17 protein-coding genes are annotated in these 19,894 nt (G+C 62.2%); 8 read left to right on the forward strand and 9 right to left on the reverse strand.

What is annotated here, in order from left to right; all coding sequences use genetic code 11:
* Positions 1 to 519: 519 nt before the first annotated feature.
* Positions 520 to 975: a hypothetical protein gene (locus tag JKL46_RS13965; RefSeq protein ID WP_201833737.1), complete on the reverse strand. Its 456-nt coding sequence runs from the start codon at positions 973 to 975 to the stop codon at positions 520 to 522.
* 5 nt (positions 976 to 980) lie between these two features.
* On the opposite strand from JKL46_RS13965, the gene JKL46_RS13970 reads away from it, so the two are divergent.
* Entirely contained in the window at positions 981 to 1,661 is a 681-nt protein-coding gene (locus tag JKL46_RS13970; RefSeq protein WP_201833739.1) for an oligopeptide/dipeptide ABC transporter ATP-binding protein, read from the forward strand.
* Positions 1,662 to 1,862: 201 nt separating this feature from the next.
* Here the strand turns inward: JKL46_RS13970 and JKL46_RS13975 are convergent, their stop codons facing one another.
* The 5 genes from JKL46_RS13975 to JKL46_RS13995 are packed head-to-tail and all read right to left on the reverse strand — an operon-like array spanning position 1,863 to position 7,857.
* Entirely contained in the window at positions 1,863 to 2,783 is a 921-nt protein-coding gene (locus tag JKL46_RS13975) for a DUF1684 domain-containing protein (protein WP_201833742.1), read from the reverse strand.
* Complete coding sequence (locus JKL46_RS13980) at positions 2,743 to 4,407, reverse strand: dipeptide ABC transporter ATP-binding protein (protein ID WP_201833744.1); 1,665 nt, start codon at positions 4,405 to 4,407, stop codon at positions 2,743 to 2,745. The genes JKL46_RS13975 and JKL46_RS13980 overlap by 41 nt, the downstream gene beginning before the upstream one ends.
* A gap of 3 nt (positions 4,408 to 4,410) precedes the next feature.
* Positions 4,411 to 5,223 (reverse strand): ABC transporter permease, encoded by an 813-nt coding sequence (locus JKL46_RS13985; protein ID WP_201833746.1) that lies wholly within the window; start codon positions 5,221 to 5,223, stop codon positions 4,411 to 4,413.
* A 59-nt stretch (positions 5,224 to 5,282) separates the two neighbouring features.
* The gene (locus JKL46_RS13990) at positions 5,283 to 6,197 is read right to left on the reverse strand and encodes an ABC transporter permease (protein WP_210381357.1); all 915 of its coding nucleotides are present in this window, start codon (positions 6,195 to 6,197) and stop codon (positions 5,283 to 5,285) included.
* Between the two features lie 31 nt (positions 6,198 to 6,228).
* Positions 6,229 to 7,857 carry an ABC transporter substrate-binding protein gene (locus JKL46_RS13995; RefSeq protein ID WP_201833749.1) on the reverse strand — a complete coding sequence of 543 codons (1,629 nt, stop codon included), beginning with the start codon at positions 7,855 to 7,857 and terminating at the stop codon, positions 6,229 to 6,231.
* Positions 7,858 to 8,544: 687 nt separating this feature from the next.
* Here JKL46_RS13995 and JKL46_RS14000 point away from each other — a divergent pair.
* The 5 genes from JKL46_RS14000 to JKL46_RS14020 all read left to right on the forward strand — a co-directional run bounded on the left by JKL46_RS14000 (position 8,545) and on the right by JKL46_RS14020 (position 14,880).
* Complete coding sequence (locus JKL46_RS14000; protein ID WP_201833751.1) at positions 8,545 to 8,730, forward strand: hypothetical protein; 186 nt, start codon at positions 8,545 to 8,547, stop codon at positions 8,728 to 8,730.
* A gap of 567 nt (positions 8,731 to 9,297) precedes the next feature.
* Entirely contained in the window at positions 9,298 to 10,242 is a 945-nt protein-coding gene (locus JKL46_RS14005; protein ID WP_201833753.1) for a 1-phosphofructokinase family hexose kinase, read from the forward strand.
* A 32-nt stretch (positions 10,243 to 10,274) separates the two neighbouring features.
* On the forward strand, positions 10,275 to 12,779 hold the full coding sequence (locus JKL46_RS14010; protein ID WP_201833755.1) for a glycogen/starch/alpha-glucan phosphorylase: 2,505 nt from the start codon (positions 10,275 to 10,277) through the stop codon (positions 12,777 to 12,779).
* Complete coding sequence (locus JKL46_RS14015) at positions 12,764 to 13,342, forward strand: hypothetical protein (protein WP_201833757.1); 579 nt, start codon at positions 12,764 to 12,766, stop codon at positions 13,340 to 13,342. The genes JKL46_RS14010 and JKL46_RS14015 overlap by 16 nt, the downstream gene beginning before the upstream one ends.
* The gene (locus JKL46_RS14020) at positions 13,339 to 14,880 is read left to right on the forward strand and encodes a glycogen debranching protein (RefSeq protein ID WP_201833759.1); all 1,542 of its coding nucleotides are present in this window, start codon (positions 13,339 to 13,341) and stop codon (positions 14,878 to 14,880) included. Before JKL46_RS14015 ends, JKL46_RS14020 begins: the two co-directional genes overlap by 4 nt.
* 264 nt (positions 14,881 to 15,144) lie before the next feature.
* On the opposite strand, the gene JKL46_RS37190 is transcribed toward JKL46_RS14020, so the two are convergent.
* From JKL46_RS37190 to JKL46_RS14035, 3 genes are all read right to left on the reverse strand, one after another.
* Positions 15,145 to 15,378, reverse strand: coding sequence for a transglutaminase-like cysteine peptidase (locus tag JKL46_RS37190; protein ID WP_484502699.1), 234 nt, complete (start codon positions 15,376 to 15,378; stop codon positions 15,145 to 15,147).
* Between the two features lie 134 nt (positions 15,379 to 15,512).
* Positions 15,513 to 16,715 carry an adenylate/guanylate cyclase domain-containing protein gene (locus JKL46_RS14030; protein WP_201833763.1) on the reverse strand — a complete coding sequence of 401 codons (1,203 nt, stop codon included), beginning with the start codon at positions 16,713 to 16,715 and terminating at the stop codon, positions 15,513 to 15,515.
* A 248-nt stretch (positions 16,716 to 16,963) separates the two neighbouring features.
* Positions 16,964 to 17,386, reverse strand: coding sequence for an ester cyclase (locus tag JKL46_RS14035; protein ID WP_201833765.1), 423 nt, complete (start codon positions 17,384 to 17,386; stop codon positions 16,964 to 16,966).
* 490 nt (positions 17,387 to 17,876) lie between these two features.
* Here JKL46_RS14035 and JKL46_RS14040 point away from each other — a divergent pair, with 490 nt between their 5' ends.
* A complete protein-coding gene (locus tag JKL46_RS14040) occupies positions 17,877 to 18,710 on the forward strand; it encodes a MurR/RpiR family transcriptional regulator (protein ID WP_201833767.1) in 834 nt (277 codons plus the stop codon).
* A gap of 41 nt (positions 18,711 to 18,751) precedes the next feature.
* A complete protein-coding gene (locus JKL46_RS14045; RefSeq protein ID WP_201833769.1) occupies positions 18,752 to 19,876 on the forward strand; it encodes an ABC transporter substrate-binding protein in 1,125 nt (374 codons plus the stop codon).
* Positions 19,877 to 19,894 lie beyond the last annotated feature (18 nt).

Below are 19,894 nucleotides of genomic sequence, written 5' to 3' on the forward strand. Positions count from 1 at the left end.
GGAGTGGGCGAAACCCGTCACCACCTGACCTCCACTGATCTGAGCCGATCAAGGTTGCTGTTCCCTGACGTCGTACAAGACATGAACAGGCCATCGCACCCTTTCCAGTCGTCCATGGTTACGGTGCAGAAGCCGATGCGCTCAGGCCGAGCCGCCGTGGTCGTCTCATGGCAGATCTGGGACCAAAGGCCCTGGTCAGGTTAGAGGCTTGAAGCAGACATCCAGAAGGGCTGAGGATCTCCCCTGCGTTTGTCTACATCAAGGTCTCGCGATTTCCTCGATCCACCCGCCAAACAGGTCAGCAACTTCCAGGCTGCTGGCAAGATTGTAATTCTCGTCGACGAGTTCCTTGTCCTGGTGCTGTAACAAGCCGCTCGCCAGGTGCGGCTCGGATCCGGCTCGATACCGCGCGGTGAAGGCCCCGCTCCGCCGGAAGTCGTGTGGGCTGAGAGCCCGTCCGATTACGGACCGGGGGTCTCCATAATCCTTCGTTCGACACTGCCATAGCTGAGTGCCTCGTCATACTGTCCGACCCAAAAGTGGACCAGTAAGCAACCTGCTTTGTTCATCCCCGATCATGAACTCGTCGGTGTGCCGCATCAGCCGTGGTCTTGCCCAGGTGAGATACAGGCCGATTGCGGGATTGAGACGATATCGGATGAGGCGGAGATCAGCCCGTCCATTCTTGACCTCTGCGCCCGGCAACGTGATACCCCAGCGATCCTGCTCGCGCACAAAGCTGCGGCCGAGTTCGAGCGCCGAGAGTTTCTTCAGCCGGATGGGGCAGTAAGCCAGCATGGCGACCATGAGGCCATCGCGGATTTGACCTGCCCGCCAGATCGGCCGACGCCTGCGAGCCACCGGGGCTTTCCTGACCAGCGTGAGGCCTGCCCGGATCAGAACCTCGGAGAGGACGACGCAGTCAAACCGCTCCAGCGGGTAGTCGAACGAAGCGGCTTCCTTATCGCCGCGCAATTCAGATGATCATTCAGGATCCGTTTGGCTCGCTCAACCCGCGCCAGCGCGTTGGTGACATCATCGCGGACCCGATCAAAGTGCTTCGACTCGGCGCCCGCAGGGAGACTTCGGACCGGGTCGGAGAATTGCTCGATCGCGTGGGCCTGCCTTCGAGCGCCGCCCTGCGCTACCCGCATGAGTTCTCGGGAGGGCAGCGTCAGCGTATCGGAATCGCACGGGCGCTGGCCTCCGATCCGAAGCTGGTCATTTGTGATGAACCGGTTTCTGCTCTCGACGTCTCAATTCAAGCGCAGGTGCTGAACCTTCTCGCGGACCTGCGGGACGATCTTCACGTATCCTATCTGTTCATCAGTCACGACCTGGCAGCCGTCGAATTCCTGGCCGACCGAGTTGCAGTGATGTATTTCGGAAGGATCGTTGAAGTCGGTACCCGAGCATCGTTATTTGCACGCCCGCGCCATCCCTATACGCGTGCTCTCCTTTCAGCTGTGCCGAACATCCGGAAGCGCAAGGGCCAGATCGAGCCTCCGGTTCCGGGAGAGGTTCCGGGTGCCTATGCGCCGTTGCAGGGCTGTCCGTTCCAATCGCGCTGCCGACAAGGTAACGAGCGCTGCCGCGCTGAAACTCCCTCGTTGGCCCCTTTGGAACAGGGCCACCAAGTCGCCTGCTTCAATCCAGATTGAAGAAGCGCCAATGGCGCGACGATCCTGAACCGCAGGATCCAGGAAAGCCCGCGTGAGAGAGACAAGGTTTTGGGATATCGCAATTACCTTTGGGCCGAGCGTGTATATTTCCGCGGCGATGAAATGCCGGGCTACAAGCCGTTCATGGGCTACGATCCAGTCAACGATGTCGCGCTGATCATTTGGACCAGCCTGACCGTGTTACTGGATGGCCGGCCCACTGCGAGCACCCTCGTGCTCAACTGCTTGACTGGATTTATGCGGCATCGCCGCTTCAGCTCGGTGGCGATCGGGCATGTCGAATGACGGAAGCTTCTCTCCTGCCTCGATCCGCTGCGGCAGCCTGTTCTGGGCCGGCGGGAGGGGACAGGTCGCGAAGGACGTGAAGGCGCAGGGCGGGTTGATTGCCTTGTTGAAGTCCAGGACGATGCGAGAGCCTTGAACCTCCCCGACCAGAAACCGGCCCGCACCGTAGGTTTGAGAGCCGGATGTGCCATCACGCAGCACGAACATCGGCGCCTCCTTCGTACCGTGCGTCGGCCAGAGCTCGTACCGGACGTTGTCGCGCGAAAAGATGGCCTTGTGAGTCACGAGAATCGTGCCCGATGTTCCAATGACGCTGTCGATCTCGAACGGACGAGGCTGTGCAAGCTGAACCCAGTCGGCGACGATGCGCCAGGACACGTCGACCGGAAACCGAGGAATATCTGAAAAGCTCCGTCGATTCAGGCTTTCGCTGTCCCGTATGCGCAAGGCCCTGCGGCCATCGCGTTCAATCAGATGAAACGAGACGTTGCCGAAAGCCACCAACGTCGGTGCGACCGGATCAACGTGCAGTTGGGCTTCCACAATCGTTCGGCCGTCGACCGTCCCATTCGCAGATGGGTCAAGCTGCACATGAACAATCCCATCGTCGCCATGAGCGATCGTACCTGCGAAGGCCGGAATATTGGCAATGACGATATCGTTGTCAGGGGCGGAGCCGAAGCGCGATATCCCAGGGCGGACCCATTCGAGCCCGCTGACGCTCAGCCAGCCGTCCGGGTTAGTCAGGGTGGCTATTCTGCCGGCGTGCCAATCCTCAAGCGCCAATATGTACTGAGCTGTCGAGGATATGGTCATGAGGGTATCCTTTCGCCTTTGAGGCTATGCTGGAAAGCGGGATGCGTGGCAGCGCGGCGAGAAGTTCTCGGGTGTAGGCATCACGTGGACGCGCAAAAACCTCGCCGACGGGACCCTCCTCGACGATCCTGCCGGCATGCATCACCATCACGCGATCGCTGACATGATGCACGACGCCGAGGTCGTGCGAGATGAACAGGATGGTGAGGCCGAACTGGCGCTTCAGATCCTCGAGAAGATCGAGAACCTGGGCTTGCGTCGAAACGTCGAGGGCCGAGACGGGCTCGTCGCAGATCAGGATGTCCGGCTTCATCGCCAAGGCGCGGGCGATGGCGACGCGCTGCCTCTGGCCGCCGGACAATTGCCGTGGTCGCCGCAGGAGATGGGAATCGCTCAGTCCCACGGACCGAATGAGTTCGGTTGCGCGCCTTGTCCATTCCCGTTTTGGCAGGCCGATGATTTCCAGCGCCTCGGCAAGGATGTCGATGACCCTGTAGCGTGGATCGAACGAACCCAGAGGATCCTGCGAGACGAGCTGGAGCCGCGGTCGATGTGGGCGCCTCTGCTTCTCGGACAGATGCGACCAGGGACCACCATCGAGGAGCACCTCGCCCTGGTCCGGCTGCTGCAGCGCCAGAAGCAGGCGGGCGAGCGTTGTCTTGCCGCTGCCGGAGGCGCCGACGAGGCCGAGGGTTTCCCCCGCAACAAGCCTGACGTCCACCTTGTCGACGACCAGCCGCTCGCCTAGCGATTTTGTGACAGATCTCGCCTCGACGGCTGTTCCACCATCCTGAAGCGGCCGGGCGGCAGGCACATCGGGCGTCCCTGAGCCGAACGTGAGCCGCTGCCCTTTTGTCTCGACGGAGGGAATTGCCGCCAGCAGGGCGCGGGTATAGGCCGCCTGCGGACGTGAAAGCACCTGACTTGGCGGGCCGGCCTCCACCACGGCTCCATCCTTCAGAACGACGATGTGGTCGGCAAGGGATGCCACCACGGCGAGATCGTGCGAGATGAGAATGATGCCTGTCCCCTTCGCCTTCATCTCGCGCAGGAGTGCAAGGATCTGTGCCTGCACGATCACGTCGAGCGCCGTCGTCGGCTCATCGGCAATCAAGAGGGCCGGATTGGCGGCAATCGCCGAGGCAATCAGGGCGCGCTGACGCAGGCCGCCCGAAAGCTGGTGAGCGAATTGGCCGATCCGCTCTTCCGGATTCGGGATGCCGACCGAGGTGAGCAAGTCGAGAACCTTCCTCCTGACGTCCTGGCGCGGCATGTCGGCATGCTCGGTCAAGGCCTCGGCGATTTCAGATCCGATCGTCTTGAGCGGATCGAGGGAGACGAGGGCATCCTGCAGAACGAATCCGATGTGGCGGCCACGGATGCCGCGCCATTGCCCTGGCGAGAGATGCAGCAGATCCTTTCCATCGAGGTGGAGGCGTTGTGCCGAGACGGCGGCATTGTCCCCGGCGAGGCCTACGAGCGCGCGGGCCGTGACGGACTTGCCTGATCCGGATTCGCCGACGATCGCCACGCATTGGCCGGCCTCGACGGAGAAACTCAGTCCTTGGACTGCAGCCGTGCCGGGAAAGGTGACGTTCAGGTTTTCGACGCTCAGGAGAGACATGGTTCAGGCCCTGCCGTCCGAAAGGGCCTTCAGGTAGCGTCCGAGCACCGTCGTCGAGATGACGGTAAGCGTTGCGAACAGGCCTGGAAAGACGCCGATCCACCACGCTCTGCGTAAATAGCCTTGTCCCTCTGCCAGCATCAGGCCCCATTCCGGAGTTGGGGGCTTAGGACCGAGGCCGAGATAACTGAGGGCCGCGGAGGACAGGATGGCGCTACCGATTCCGAGCGTCGAAAGAACGATCAGCGGGCCGATGGTGTTGGGAAGAACGTGCCGCATCAGGGTGAGCCACCGTCTTTGTCCCAGAATGCGGGCAGCCTCGACATAACCGGATGTACGCACGACCAACACTTGAGACCGGACGATCCGCGCATAGCGGGGGATTTCGGCGATGGCGATGGCGATGAGAACATTGACGCTCCCGGTCCCGAGCAGCGCCACAACCGCCATGGACATGAAGAGGGCCGGGAAGGCGAGCAGCACGTCGATCACCCGCATGAACGCGAGGTCGACAGCCCCGCCGGCGCTGCCGGCAACGAGTCCGACGGCCAGGCCGATGGTGACGGCGATGGACGTTGCACCGAGTCCGATGGTCAGGGAGTAGCTGGCGCCATGTACGACACGCGAAAAGATATCGCGTCCGAGCTGGTCCGTTCCGAAAGGAAACTCGAGGGAGGGCGGACGCAATGTGTGGAGCAGGCTGATCTTGTAGGGATCCTTCGGTGCGACGATCCCCGGTGCAACCGCGCAGAGGGCGAGGAAAACCAGGACGGTCGCGGCAAGCGCGACGCCAAACGGGACACGTCGCAGCCGCATGAAGAATCCTGGCCCGGCTCGCATGCGGGCGGGATCGGCCAGGTTTGGCGTGAGATCGGTCATGCGGCGGAGACACGTAATCGGGGGTCGGCCAGACGGTAGAGAAGGTCGGCGACGATGTTGAGCGTCACGAACACGAAGGCGACGAGGAGAACGATCCCCATGACGACGGGAATGTCATGATTGTTGATCGCCTCCAGCGTGATGCGCCCGAGGCCAGGGCGGCCGAAGACCTGCTCCGTGATGATGGAGCCGGCGAGAAGGCCGCCGAACGTCTCGGTGCTGATCGTGATGCATGGGATCAGGGTATGGCCGAGGGCGTGCCGCCAGCGAACGGCCCATTCGGATAATCCCCGGGTCCGCGCCGTCAGGATGAAGGGCTGTTCGAGGGCAAGGTCCATCTCCTCCCGCATGACCTGGCTCAGGCTTCCGAACACGGCAAGGGCCAGGGTCGCGACCGGCAGGACGAGGGAGCGCCAGCCCTCGTCGGCGACGACGGGGAAGAGCTGCCATTTGAACGAGAAGAAGGTGAGAAGAAGGATGCCGATCCAGAAGGTCGGGGTCGAGACGCTCAGAAGTTCGATCGAGGACAGCGCCTTGCGAAGCCATGTCCTTCGGCCCGATGTGACAAGCGAAGCGAGGCAGGCCATGACGATGGCGAGCAGGACCGATAGGGAAGCCAGCGTCAATGTGGATCCGAGTTCGCTGCCGATGATCGAGATCACGCTCCGGCGCTGCTGGTAGGATGTTCCGAGATCCCCCTGCACGATCCTCGCCAGGAAATGCTGGTACTGCTCCCAGACGGGCCGGTCTAGGCCGAAATCGGCGCGGATGGCGGCGCGCAGTTCCGGAGTGACGGATGAATCCGCACCATAGATGACTTGGACCGGATCGCTGGGAAACAGCTGAAGAATGGCAAATGCCAATGAAGCAGCAGCCCAAAGGACTGCTGCTCCCGCGAGGATGCGTATCAAAAGTTCTCTTGCGATGTGCAAGCGGCTTCCCTTACTTCGACAGCCACACGTCGTAATAGGAGCCAATCTGGCCCGAGGTTCCGAAGGTCACGCCCTGTACCTTCTTGTTCACCGCCAGAAGAACGGTCGGGTTCGCGATCGGGATCAGATAGACCTTCTCGGCGATGATCTTTTGCGCGGCCGTATAGGCGGCGATGCGCTTCTCGCGGTCCGTGGTCGCAAGACCATCCGCGAGGGCGCCGTCGAGATCCTTGTCCTTGACGAAGCCCCAGTTCGTGTTCTTGTCCCATGTCTCGGTGGAATAGAACGCTCCATAGAGCAGGTTAGGTTCGCCTGCCGCCTGGGACGTGTCGACGATGTCATAGTCATTGGCCTTGAAGCGGGCATCGGCCGAGCCGAAATCGATGACATCGCGGACATAGTCCACGCCGATGGCGGCGAAGGCGGCCTTCAGGCCCTGGGCGTAGAGATCGCGCTGCTGGTTGCTCCACGGGGTCGCCGAGATTCCGCGCAGGGTCAGCCGCTTGCCGTCCTTCACGCGGAAGCCCTGGCTGTCCGTCTTCGACCAGCCGGCCTCGTCGAGAAGCGCTTTCGCCTTTTTCTCATCGAACGTCCACGATTTCTCGAGGGAGGGATCGTGACCGAGAGCAACTGCAGGAGTGAGGGCGGCATAGGCCGGAGTCGCCGTCCCGAGGAAAACCGCGTCGATGAGGCCGGCATAGTCGGCACCCACACGCAGGGCTTCTCGAACCCTGACGTCATCGAGGGGGGATTTCGACTGATTGAGCCAGAATGACCACGGAATGCCCGGCTGTTGCGTCTGGAGAAGCTTCAGATGGGGCTTGGACTTGATGTCCTCGACCGAGATCGCCGGCACGCCTGTCGCGATATCGGCCTGGTTCGATTCCACTGCGCCGACGCGAACCGAATCCTCTTTCAGGAAGCGCAACTCGACGCGATCGAGATAAGCCTTCCCCTGATGCGCCGCGTCTGCGGGCGCCCAGTTGTAATTGTCGTTCCGCTCCAAAACGAGGTCACGCCCCGGCGTGCGGGACGCCACCTTGAACGGACCGGATCCGGCCGTAACGCCCGGCCCGCCGGCACAACGCTCTTCCTTGCTGTATTTCTGGATGGATGCCGGTGAGATGAAGCCGAGCGTAGGCTCGCTCAGATCGTGCAGGAACGGGCTATAAGCCTTGCGCAACTTGACGGTAACGACATTATCCTTGCTTGAGATCGACTCGACCGGAGCACTGCCGGCTTTCTTGACATCGAGCCAGCGCTGCAGGTTGAACCGCACAGCCTCCGCATTCAGGGGAGTTCCGTCGTGGAAGGTGACGCCATCGCGGATCGTGAACGCGTAGGTCAGCTGATCTTCAGAGATGGCCCATTCGCTTGCGAGCCAGGAATGGAACTTGCCGTCGAGGCTCTCAGAGACGAGGCGGTCGTAAATGCTCTGGAGGGCAGTCTGGGTATTGCGTGAGGTGCCTTCTATCTGATCCAGGCAAAGCGGTTCGTAGGTCACGACACGCAATGTACCGCCCGCCTGGGGCTTGTCCTGGGCCGCAGCGACTCCTGGAGCGCAGAGGAACGCGGACGACAGGCACAAAGCAAGGCCTGCCATTCGTGTCGAGACAGCTGCTGAACCAAACCCCACCATGTCATTTCTCCGATGGTTTAAGCTCTCGTCGATGTTAATCGCTTGAGGCGAGATGGAACTATCCTGCCCTCGGTCAGATCCCTCCTGGAGCCCTCGCGCGGATGAGCGGAGAAGTCCAAGCGGGAAGTGCTTGAGGGCCGTCGTATCTGCGCTGCCGATACGGGTGCCGCGTCAAGAAACAACGTTCCCATATCCGAGTCAAGGATTGGGTTCGGATAAAAGAACGGCCGCGGTTCGACTACTGGTCGTAGAGCGAAGGCTCGAAGGCTCGCACGCCATAAGAGGGTTCGCCGCGACATGAAATTTCTCTCGTTGCGGGCAGGTAGGGGATTATTTTCTCTATCAGCGCGTTCTAAAAAAAGAACAGGCCAATTGACGTCACGCTTGTCCCCAGCGACACTGTAACGGTTGCTGGAGGTGCACTTGGCCGCCAGCAGCCGCGGTGATTTGAAGTGCCAGCTTGCGCCGCGAAACCAAACGCTAAAGCGTCACGATGCGTGTCATGCGCCTCGTGATCCGATCGAAGGATTGCGGTCATGATTGTTTCTTTGCCGAACTCTGTCCTGCATCGGACAACGTACCGGGGTCGCATCAGCGCTCGCTGTTGCCGCTGACGAAACTCTCTCATTCCTTCCACGATACATCGCGTCACGGCCAGCCTTGCGCTGGCCGCAGGAGGTCTTCGTCATGTCAAGCACTACCCATGTCATCGAAGTCGGCGAGGTTACCGCCGGCATCGTCGTCTCCACCGAAGGCGGCTTCCGCTTCTTCGCAGCCGGGCTTGCTTTCAAGTCTCTCGATCTGGCGATCTTCGCCTCGATCGAGGAGGCCAGTCGGGCGGCACGCGCGAAGTTCATCAGGCGCCGTCACTAAGAACGGCAACGCTCCTGCTCGGGCGAAAGGTTGGCCTTTTGCCGACGTCCTCCGCATCGTAGCAGGTCTCTGGCCGGTTTCGGCGTGCGGGCGAAGCTGGCGTTTGCTACTGCCGCCACTTTTGGAACTCCCCAATACGGCGGTGACACCGCTCTTCGCTCATCGGCCAGGCAACGGGCCTTCAGCGACCTTATCCATTATGGAATAAACGGTGTTCGCAAGCCGCCGCTGTTCCGCTCTCGAAGGGGGTGGCGGCAGGCAAGTGAAGCAATCCGTGGTTAACCCCATGCACGTGATGCCGATTGTGCTAAGTTCGTCCGCGATGGCGCAGGGCTTCGACCATGATCTGTGTACGGCGTAATCCAGCGTCTGATCCCGTTCCCGAATGTGCTCGTGACCGGCTATCAGGCGTTCTTCACAACACGCGAAGCCCTGCGGACCATCCTGGAGACGACGCTCGCAAGCATCTCGGATTTCGCAAAGGGCCGCCAATTGCCGAACGAAATCAGGATGTGTGATCGACGCAGCCCTTGAACGGTGCAGCCTGAGGCACAGTTGGACGAGGCCATGAAACGGATTGTGACGCTCACTCTGAACCCCGCCATTGACGGCGCCGCGGAGGCGGAGGAAGTCCGGCCGATTCACAAGATCAGAACCTGGGCCGAACGTTATGATCCCGGTGGGGGCGGCATCAACGTCGCGCGGGTCATCAAGGAGCTCGGAGGCTCGGCCCTGGCACTTTATCTGTCGGGAGGAGCGACAGGTCCGATCCTCGATCAACTCGTGCAGGCGGCGGGGATCGATAGCCGGCGCATCCCGATCAGGGGCCACACCCGTGTCAGCCATACCGTGCATGAGCGGTCGACCGGATTGGAGTATCGCTTCGTTCCCGAAGGTCCGCCCTTGGGTCTCGATGAATGGGAGGGCTGCCTTGCGGCGATCGAGGAGATCGATTGCGACTATCTGGTTGCGAGCGGCAGTCTTCCCCGCGGTGTGCCGAGCGACTTCTATGTGCGGGTCGGTCACATCGCCGGGCAGAAGGGAGCGCGCCTTGTTCTCGACACGTCGGGCGAGGCGCTGCGCGATTCCGCACGGCAAGGAGTCTTCCTGATCAAGCCGAGTCTGGGCGAGCTGGAGAGCCTGATCGGACGAGAGCTCCCGGACCCGCGGGACCAGGATGCCGCCGTTCAGGATCTCATTGCCTCGGGCGCGGCGGAGATCGTCGCCCTGACGCTTGGCCGGGACGGGGCTGCATTGGCGACCCGTGGCAGGAGCATCCGCGTACCAGGAGCGAAGGTTGTGCCCAAAAGCGCCGTCGGCGCCGGCGACAGCTTCCTAGCCGCTATAACCCTGGGGCTGGCGCAAGGGCGTCGGATCGAAGACGCCTTCGCCCTGGGAATGGCAGCCGGGACCGCCACGGTCCTGACGGCGGGAACGGAACTCTGCCGGCGCGCCGATGTGGAACAAATCTACGATGCCATCAAAAGAGACCATTCCAAGGTCTTCAGTTGAGCGCCTTCCGTCCCTGCGCCGAGGTCAGTGGAATGAACGAGCAGCGTGCCATCGCAAGAGCTTCCCGGACGTCGGGGATCAGGGACCTCCTCAGACAGTATGAGTGTGGCCCGATCCAGCTCACCGGGACGAACAATGCCCTCTACGAGCGGCACCTCATGTTCGATAACGTGGTCGACCCGGCTGTGGTCGGCCCGCGCGAGCGCTTCGAGGCGATTGCCCGTTCAGTGCGGGACATTCTTTCCCAGCGATGGCTGCACACCGAGCAGGCGTACCAGAACCACAATCCCAAGCGCGTTTACTATCTCTCCATGGAGTTCCTCATCGGACGCTCCCTGGCCAACACCATCATGAATCTCATGCTCGATCAGGCCGTGCGGCAATGCGTCGACCGGAATGGACACGACTGGCTGGCCTTGCTGGAGCAGGAGCCCGATGCCGGCCTGGGGAACGGCGGGCTTGGCCGCCTCGCAGCCTGCTTTCTCGACTCGATGGCGACGATGCAACTCCCGGCGATGGGCTACGGCCTGCGGTACGAGTACGGCATCTTTCGGCAATCCATCAGCGACGGCTGGCAGCACGAGGAGGCGGATCACTGGCTGCGGCGTCCCGATCCGTGGGAGGTCGCGCGGCCGCAGGAGCAGGTCGAGGTCAGGCTCGGCTGCTCGTTCGAAGTCCGCAGCGGGAGCCTCGCCGTCATTCCCGGCGAACCGTCGTCCCTGCTCGGGATACCCTATGATCGGCCCGTGGTGGGCTACGGCGGCCGGACCGTCAACACGCTCCGACTCTGGGCGGCCGCAGCGCCCGAGGTTTTCGATTTCCATGCCTTCAGCGCAGGCGATTTCGTCGGCGCGCTGGCCGAGCGGCTCACGGCCGAATCCCTGACACGGGTTCTCTATCCCGACGATTCGACGAGCAGGGGAAAGGGCCTGCGCTTCGTGCAGGAGTATTTCCTGGTCGCCTGCTCCCTGGCCGACCTCGTGCGACGCTTCCGCCGGGACAATTCCGACTGGCACGCGCTCCCCGGCAAAATCGCCATCCAGCTCAACGACACCCATCCGAGTCTCGCAGTCGCCGAACTGATGCGGATCCTGCTCGACGAAGCGCATCTCGGATGGGACGAGGCCTGGGATCTGACCCGGCAGACGCTTGCCTACACCAATCACACGCTATTGCCCGAGGCGTTGGAGAAATGGCCCTTGCGCTGGTTCGAGGTGCTGCTGCCGCGCCACCTCGACATCATCCTCAAGATCAACCACCACCTCCTGGAGGAAGTCAGGGCGCGCTACCCGGGCGACGCAGGCCGTGCCGAGCGCATCAGTCTGGTGGAGGAGGGGGGCGTGCGCAGAATCCGCATGGCCAATCTGGCCATCGTCGGTTCGCACAGCACGAACGGCGTCGCCGCGATCCATTCCAAGCTGCTGCGCACGAAAACGGTCAAGGATCTGGCCGACATGTTCCCCGATCGCTTCAGCAACAAGACCAATGGCGTGACACCGCGCCGTTGGATCCGGCTGGCCAATCCGGCACTTGCCGACATCATCACGCAAGCCATCGGCGACGGCTGGATCACGGATCTTGCTGAAATGGAGAAGCTCAGGCCACTCGCCGACGATGCTGGCTTCCGTGAAGCCATTCGCCGGGCCAAGCGCGATGCCAAATCGCAATTCGCCGACTGGCTCAAGTCCGGGTCCGGCGTGGCGGTGGATCCGGCGACGATCTTCGACAGCCAGGTCAAGCGCATTCACGAATACAAGCGGCAGCTGCTGAACGGGCTGCGCGTGGTCGTGCTCTACAACCGGTTGCGGGAGAATCCAGATCTTGAGATCGCCCCGCGCACGTTCTTCTTCGCGGGCAAAGCAGCCCCCGCCTACAATCTCGCCAAACTCATCATCAAGTTTCTCAACAACCTGGCCGGCACCATCGACGGGGATCCGGCCGTCAGGGGGCGCCTGAAGGTGGTGTTCCTGCCCGAATACTGCGTGTCGCTGGCCGAGAGGCTGATCCCCGCCAGCGACGTCTCCAACCAGATCTCGACGGCAGGCTACGAGGCGAGCGGCACGAGCAACATGAAGTTCATGATGAACGGGGCGCTCACGCTCGGCACACGCGACGGGGCGACGATCGAGATGGCCGAGGCCGCAGGCGAGGACAACTTCTTCCTCTTCGGGCTGACAGCCGAACAGGTCATCGGCAGCCAGGGCTGGTACGATCCGCGCTGGCATTACGACAACGAGCCGGAGACGCGCGCAGCACTCGATTTGATCTTCTCCGATCACTTCAGCCGCTACGAACCCGGCCTTTTCGGACCGTTGCGTGATGTCCTGCTGACGCATGGGGATCACTACCGCCACCTTGCCGATCTCACGTCCTATCTCGACGCCGATCAGCGCCTCATCAAGCTCTATGCCGACCAGGAGGGCTGGGCGCGCAAGGTCATCCTGAACATTGCTGCGTCCGGAAGGTTCTCCAGCGACCGCACCATTGCAGAATACGCATCCGAAATCTGGGATGTGCGGCCGTGTCCGGTGCCATAGCGGAGTCGGATGCCCTTGCCCGTGCTCCTGCAACGGGAAGGCCATCCCCGCTTGGAGCAACGCCGTGCCGCGAGGGAGTGAACTTCAGCATCTTCTCCAAGCACGCGACTGGAGTCACATTGTTGTTGTTCTATCGCGCCGATCAGGCGGAACCCAGCCGGGAGATCCGCCTCGATCCCGTGGCCAATCGCACCTATCACTACTGGCACATATTCGTCCCGGGCCTGGCTGCTGGCCAGTTGTATGCTTACCGCGTTGACGGGCCGTTCGAGCCTGCACGGGGCATGCGCTTCGACCCCACCAAGGTCCTTCTCGATCCCTACGCCCGCGGCGTGGTCGTCCCGGAGCAGTACGATCGCGATGCTGCCCGTCGACCGGGCGACAACACGGCGACGGCGATGAGGAGCGTGGTCGTGGATCCGTCCGCCTACGACTGGGAGGGTGATGTGCCCCTGCGGCGGCCCTCGGCCCGGACCGTCATCTACGAGATGCATGTGGGCGGCTTTACCCGCCACCCCAGCTCCGGTGTCAGCCAGGACACGCGCGGCACCTTCGCGGCTTGATCGAGAAGATCGCGTATCTCCAGAACTTGGGCATCACTGCCGTCGAACTGCTTCCGGTGTTCCAGTTCGATGTCCAGGATTGCCCACCGGGCAAAACCAATTACTGGGGCTACGCGCCGGTCTCCTTCTTCGCGCCGCATCAGGCCTACAGCTCGCGCCGGGATCCGCTCGGGCCGGTGGACGAGTTCCGCGACATGGTCAAGGCTCTGCACAAGGCGGGCATCGAGGTCATCCTCGATGTCGTGTTCAACCACACCGCTGAGAGCGATGCTGCCGGACCAACAATCTGCTTCCGCGGTGTGGACAACACCACGTATTACACTCTCGAGAAAGATCGTTCTCGGTATGCCGACTACGCCGGCACCGGAAACGTCCTCAATGCCAATCACACGGTTGTGCGACGGATGATTGTGGACAGCCTCCGGTACTGGGTGGAATCCATGCATGTGGATGGCTTCCGGTTCGATCTTGCCTCGGTCCTCGCGCGCGATGAAACGGGCCAGCCGATCCCGAATCCTCCGATCCTGTGGGACATCGAGTCGGACCCGGGGCTCGCCGGAATCAAGCTCATCGCCGAAGCCTGGGATGCGGCAGGCCTTTACCAGGTCGGGACGTTCATCGGCGACAGTTGGAGGGAATGGAACGGGCGCTTCCGCGATGATGTCCGCAGCTTCTTCCGAGGTGAATCAGGCTCTGTTGCCCGGATTGCCGACCGATTGCTGGGCAGCCCCGAGATCTATGGGCACAAAGAGGGGGAGGCCGAGCAGAGCGTCAATTACGTGACATGCCACGATGGCTTCACCATGAACGACCTCGTCTCCTACGACCGCAAGCACAACGAAGCCAACGGCGAGGGCAATCGCGACGGAGCCGACGCCAACCATAGCTGGAACTGCGGCGTTGAAGGCCCCACGGACGATGCCGCGATCGAGAGGCTGAGGAGCCAGCAGGTGAGGAACTTCCTGACGGTGACGATGTGCTCGCTCGGCATCCCCATGATCCTGATGGGGGACGAGGTCCGGCGAACCCAGTCCGGCAACAACAATGCCTATTGTCAGGACAACGAGACAAGTTGGTTCGACTGGACACTGGTCGAGACGCACGGCGACCTGCATCGGTTCGTGACCCTGCTCGTTGCGCGACGGGTCCAGCGTGGCACGCAGCACGAGTGGCAGCGGATCAGCCTGACCCGGCTGATCCGGCAGGCGGAGAAGACATGGCATGGCGTGAAGCTCTGCAGGCCAGACTGGAGCTATGATTCCCACAGCCTTGCGTTCGAGGCCACGCTACGGCAGGAACAGGTCAGGGTGTACCTGATCATGAATGCGTATTGGGAGCCGTTGGACTTCGAGTTGCCGCCAGTGGAGAACGGGCCGCCAGGCGCGTGGCGCCGATGGATCGATACCTCGCTCGTGTCTCCGGAGGATATCGTCCCGTGGCAGAAGGCGCCCTCACTCGCTTGTCCGACCTACCGTGCCGAGGCACGGTCCGTCGTGGTGCTCTTCCGGAAGAGCGAGACCCCTGAAACCCGCATGTAGATGTCCCTTGGACGTCCCCGAGACCACGCATCGAACCGGGCCTATTCGTCCGGTTTCGTCAGGCCAGCCGTGGAGACAGGTAAAGCGAGGGCTCCATCGAGAGAAACACAGGTCGATCCCGTGGCACCTTCACGCTGCAAGTAGACGTAGCCGGTCTGCCGTCACGGCAGGACCATGTCGCGCTTGTTGTCGAGGACGAAGTCCCCCGGTCGGTTCACGCTATCAGGACCGCATGCGGGTCGCCATCTTTATCGATGACGGCTGTCATGCCCGTCGGGACAACCCGGAGGAACCGAGGCGCTTGCGCTTGACGAGCCGGTGATCCTCGCAGTCTGCATAGCCGTCCCCCGCAAAGTCCCAGTGCTCGACATCAGTGATGGGAGTGATCGAGACGTCACTCGACGCGTAACCCGGTTGAGTGTGTCCCAAACGAGCGGCGTGAGGAGCTGCGGCTTTCGGGATCGACTCGCATTGAACAATATTCGTATTCCTGCACAAACCAGAAAACAGACAGCACTCGATGCGTTGAAGACGTAGCCCGGCATGATCTTTCCCTCGGTCCGGTGCTGTTCTGCGACGCTGTTCGACGCTCCGGCGTCAACCAGATTTAGTTCCGGGCTCCGTTCTGGGCTTTATCTCGAGGTCAGTCCTTGGTCGTCCCTAATCCTTCGGTCCGGTGCGATCAGTTCGAAGACCGTCTGCTCGTCCGGGATCCCTGGCAGCGTGAACGTTCCAAGCCGCCGGGTGGTGTCGGTCGGAAAGCATGCTGCGACCTCCCGGGAACAAACCGCGGTGGAGTTTGTGCTCTTGGCGACCGCCTCCAGCCGGCTGACAAAGTTGACCGTGGGGCCCACGACCGTGAAGTCCAGCCGGTCCGGGCTGCCGATGTTGCCATAGATCACAGGGCCAACGTGCAAGCAGCCGACAAAGTGCATCCCTGCGATCGACTCGGCGTCGATCAAGGCCGCTTCCAAGGCCCGACGCGCGCGAGTGCTCGCCGTCTCCCGTCCGCCGCCCTCAACCGGAAAGATGGCAAGGACGCCGTCGCCGATGAACTTCAGCACATCCCCGCCCTCGGCTCGAACCGCGGTGACCACCAGTTCCTGGTACTGGCCAAGGCGCTCCAGGAGTGCATTGGGAGGCAACTGCTCCGAGAGAAATGTGTACCCGCGCAGATCGGTCAGCAACACGGCGGCTTCGATCGCAACCTGATCACCGCGCCGGATAGCGCCAGCGGCAATGCGCTCGGCCGGACCATCGCCAAGGTAGGTTCGCAGAAGGCTCTCGGCAGACCGGCGCATTGCGGCAGGTTCGAGCGCTGCTGCCAGGAACGGGCTAAGCCTCTCGATCAGCGCGATGGCTTCGTGACTGAACCCGCCTGGAGCATCGGTGGTGAAGGCGGCTCCCTGGACAGAGCCATCCCCATAGATGATCGGCAGGGCCAGGTAGTCGGTGCTGCCATCCTCAGCAAGCTCGAACAGCACCGGATGGTCACGGGCGGGATTGAGATCGCGCAGGGAGCGGTAAAAGCGGGTCCGCGTCTTAATGACATGCTCGAAGGGGCTGCCGGTGAAGGCGCTTGTCGCCAGGACACGGCGGGGGACGGTGTACTCTTCGGCTCCCGTTTCGCGCATCCAGATCACTCCCCAGGCTCCGAGCAGAGGATTGATCAGCCGCTGCCCGACCCGCACCCGCCAGAGCGGGATCCCTGTAGCGACGAGCCGGTCACAGGTTTGGGCAACGATCTCGACCGGGGAGAGAGCCACGCGTGCCGTGCCCACCAGCCAGGTGGCGACTTCGGTGACATTGAAATCGAGGAACCGCTGATGGGGCATGGTGCATCCCACAGTGCGTTGCCGATACCGAAAGAATGCTGCCACTCGAGCGGGGCGCTCCGGATATTTATCCGGCCAGACCTGTCACGACACGACCCCGTCTAAGGGCAACTCCTGACACTTCTGAGACGTAAGAGCTTGGTCCGCTTCGAAGCCTGAGAGCCGACATGGGCCACCTCCGCTTCGGAGGCGCAGCTGCGGCCCGCATCCGTAACGAGCGGTAACCGCCACGAGTTTGCGCCAGACCCCTACGACCCGGTCGGAATGCATCCGAGCTGCTGGAAAAGGCCGAGTCGGTCCAGCTCGACCCAGTCCTCCGTCAGCTTGCCGCCGGCGAAGCGGCCGATAATGAGAACGGTCCAGGTCACGTTGCGACCGGACGCGGCAATCCCTTGCCATTCGCCCCGCTGGGTCGCCAGCCAGCGGCCTCGCCAGACGCCTCGGTCGCCAGCGAAGAACAGATCGTCCAAGGTATAGGCGGCGTCCGGAAAGGCGGCGAAGAAGCCTTCCATCGCCGCGCGCCAAGCCGGCAGGCCATGGATCGCCTCCATGCCCAGCCAGTTCGATGTCAGATCGTCATGCCAGTACTTCTCCAGGGCGTCCACACGGTGCCCGTTGAAGACCTCGTCAATGTAGGCGCGGATCAACGCCTCGTGCTGGTCTCCCGCCATGGTCCTTGCTCCTCCGGGTGCTGAAGGTCGACTGGCCCTTATAGTAGTCCAGCGCAAGCTGAGGTGCTCGGCGAGTACTGTCCCGACGGGAGGTGAGTGGCGCGATGCTCATGACGCATCTCCTCGAGCAAGTGGCGAGCGCCACGATTACTGCAGCTCGACTATACCGCATGATAGCGCGGAATTTCGCCAAATGCATGGGTCGTCATAGGGCGAAAGGGCCGCGACAGGCATTCCCCGGACCAAGGCGTTCGGTCTGCTTTGGTGCTGAAGAGCCGATGCTCGTTGGATGGCCGGAACGTGACGCTTTGACCCCGACCGGGCCTTCAATGCCGACGCAATCGTCCGCAAGAGATCCCGGCTCGACGTACCCAGGCGCTTGACTGAATCGGTTCCGGCCTTGCCGTTGGAGGCGGTCGAGAGTTTGTGCTGCAATGCATATTGCAGCGATCTACGATTAATGCAATTATAGTTGCATAACAGGTGGCGCATGGCACATTCACTTGCAAACCAGATCGACCGGTACCGGGACAAGCTCACCGAAGCGGACCAGCGGCTCCTGGACGTATTGCTCCGCGATCCAGGCCAGTCTGCGATGCTGTCCGCCGCCGAAGTGGCGCGCGAGGCGGGGGTGCATGCGGCTGCGGCGGTCCGGCTCGCCCAGAAGCTTGGCTACGAGGGCTACCCGGACATGCGTTCGGCCCTGCGTTCCGAAATCGTCGCATCGGATTCCTCGCGCCGTATTGCCGAAACGCTTGCCGGTTCCGAGGGAGACTTGCTGGCGTCGCTGATTGCCAGCGAGGTCGATACCCTCCTCGGGCTGATTCAGCATATCGATCAGGCTGCCATCGAGGATGCAGCCAAGGCGATGCTGAAGGCCCGTAGCATCGCCCTTTGTGCGCAGGGCAACTCCGTCGTCCTTGCCGACCTTCTGGACCGGCGCCTGCGCCGCGCAGGATTCCGCACTTCTCTCATCACCGGGCAGGGCCGTGAACTCGCCGAGCGGCTCATCCCGCTCGGGCGGAATGACATGCTCGTCTGCTTTGCATTCCGTCGTCTGCCGCGGGAGGTCACCGGAGCGCTCGATCATGCCCGTCAGGTCGGCGCGACAACGCTCGTCATAGCCGATCATATCGCCCGGCGCCTTCCGCGCACTCCCGATCATGTGCTGGCCGCGCCACGCGGCCGGGCCGAGGAGTTTCTGACGCTCACGGTGCCGATGGCGATCTGCAACGCGCTTATTCTCACCATCGCGCGCATCGATGGCGGCCAGTCGGTGTCGACGCTCGATGCGCTGGAGACCTTGATCAAACGCTTCGACTAACAACCAAGCAGCCGACAAGAGCTGCCAAAGAGGAGACGAACATGAAGACACGCAACTTCCTGGCGGCTTTTGCGATCGCCGCCTTGCTGCCTCTCGGCTCGGCCCAGGCCCAGAATCTCGAATCGATGACCGCAGCGGAGCTGCTGCCCCTTGCGCAGAAGGAAGGGAAGGTCACCGTCTATGCCTTCACCAGTCGCATCGCACAGATCGAGAAGGCCTTCGAAGCTGCCTATCCGGGGATCGATGTCGTACCGCTCGACGTCTCATCCACCCAGATGATCGCGCGACTGAAGTCGGAAGCGCAGGCCGGCGTGGTCAATGCCGACGTCGCTTACGTTTCCGATGCGCCCGTCGTCTATACGGAACTCGTCGCGAAAGGCATGCTCCTGCCCTACGTGCCGACCGATATCGCCGCTCGCGTGCCCGATGAGCACGAGAAGCCGCTTCTCGCCAACCGGCTCTCGACCAAGGTGCTCATGTACAATGAAGAGGCAAATCCGAGCGGTCCGCCTGTGCGCAATCTGTGGGAACTGACCAAGCCCGAGTGGAAGGGCAAGGTCGTGCTCGTCGATCCGAACCTGCGCGGCGACTATCTCGACTTCATGGCGGAAGTCGTGCTCCGTTCGTCCGATATGGAAAAGGCCTACCAGGCTGCGTTCGGCAAGCCGTTCGTGCTCGACAAAGCCAACAGGAATGCCGGCGAGCAGTGGATTGCAGCCTTGTGGGCGAATGGTCCCGTGCTGGTCAGGAATACGGACGCGGTCAATGATGCCGTCGGCAAGAAAGGGCAGGCCAATCCTCCGATTGGCATCACCACCTATTCCGACCGGCGCGACAATGCCAAGGAGAGCCGCGCTCTTCAGGTGGCGAACGCCGTCGAGCCGTCGCCCGGTATCCTGTTTCCGGCTTATCTCAGCGTCGTAAAGGGAACCAAGAACCCGGCAGCGGCGCGACTTCTGATCCGCTTCATGATGGGCGACGATAGTCCAACGGGTGGTCCGGGCTTTGCGCCCTTCTACGTTCCGGGGGACTACGCCACGCGAACGGATATTCAGCAGCCCAAGGATGCGATCCCTCTCGATCAGTTCCGCGCCTGGCGTATGGACCCGATCAAGACGGCCGGTGTACGGCAGGACGTGTCCGACTTCATCCTGTCCCTGAAATGATCGGCTGACGGGAGAGAC

Origin of the sequence: Microvirga zambiensis WSM3693, from assembly GCF_016735695.1 — a bacterium.
GTDB lineage: Bacteria > Pseudomonadota > Alphaproteobacteria > Rhizobiales > Beijerinckiaceae > Microvirga > Microvirga zambiensis.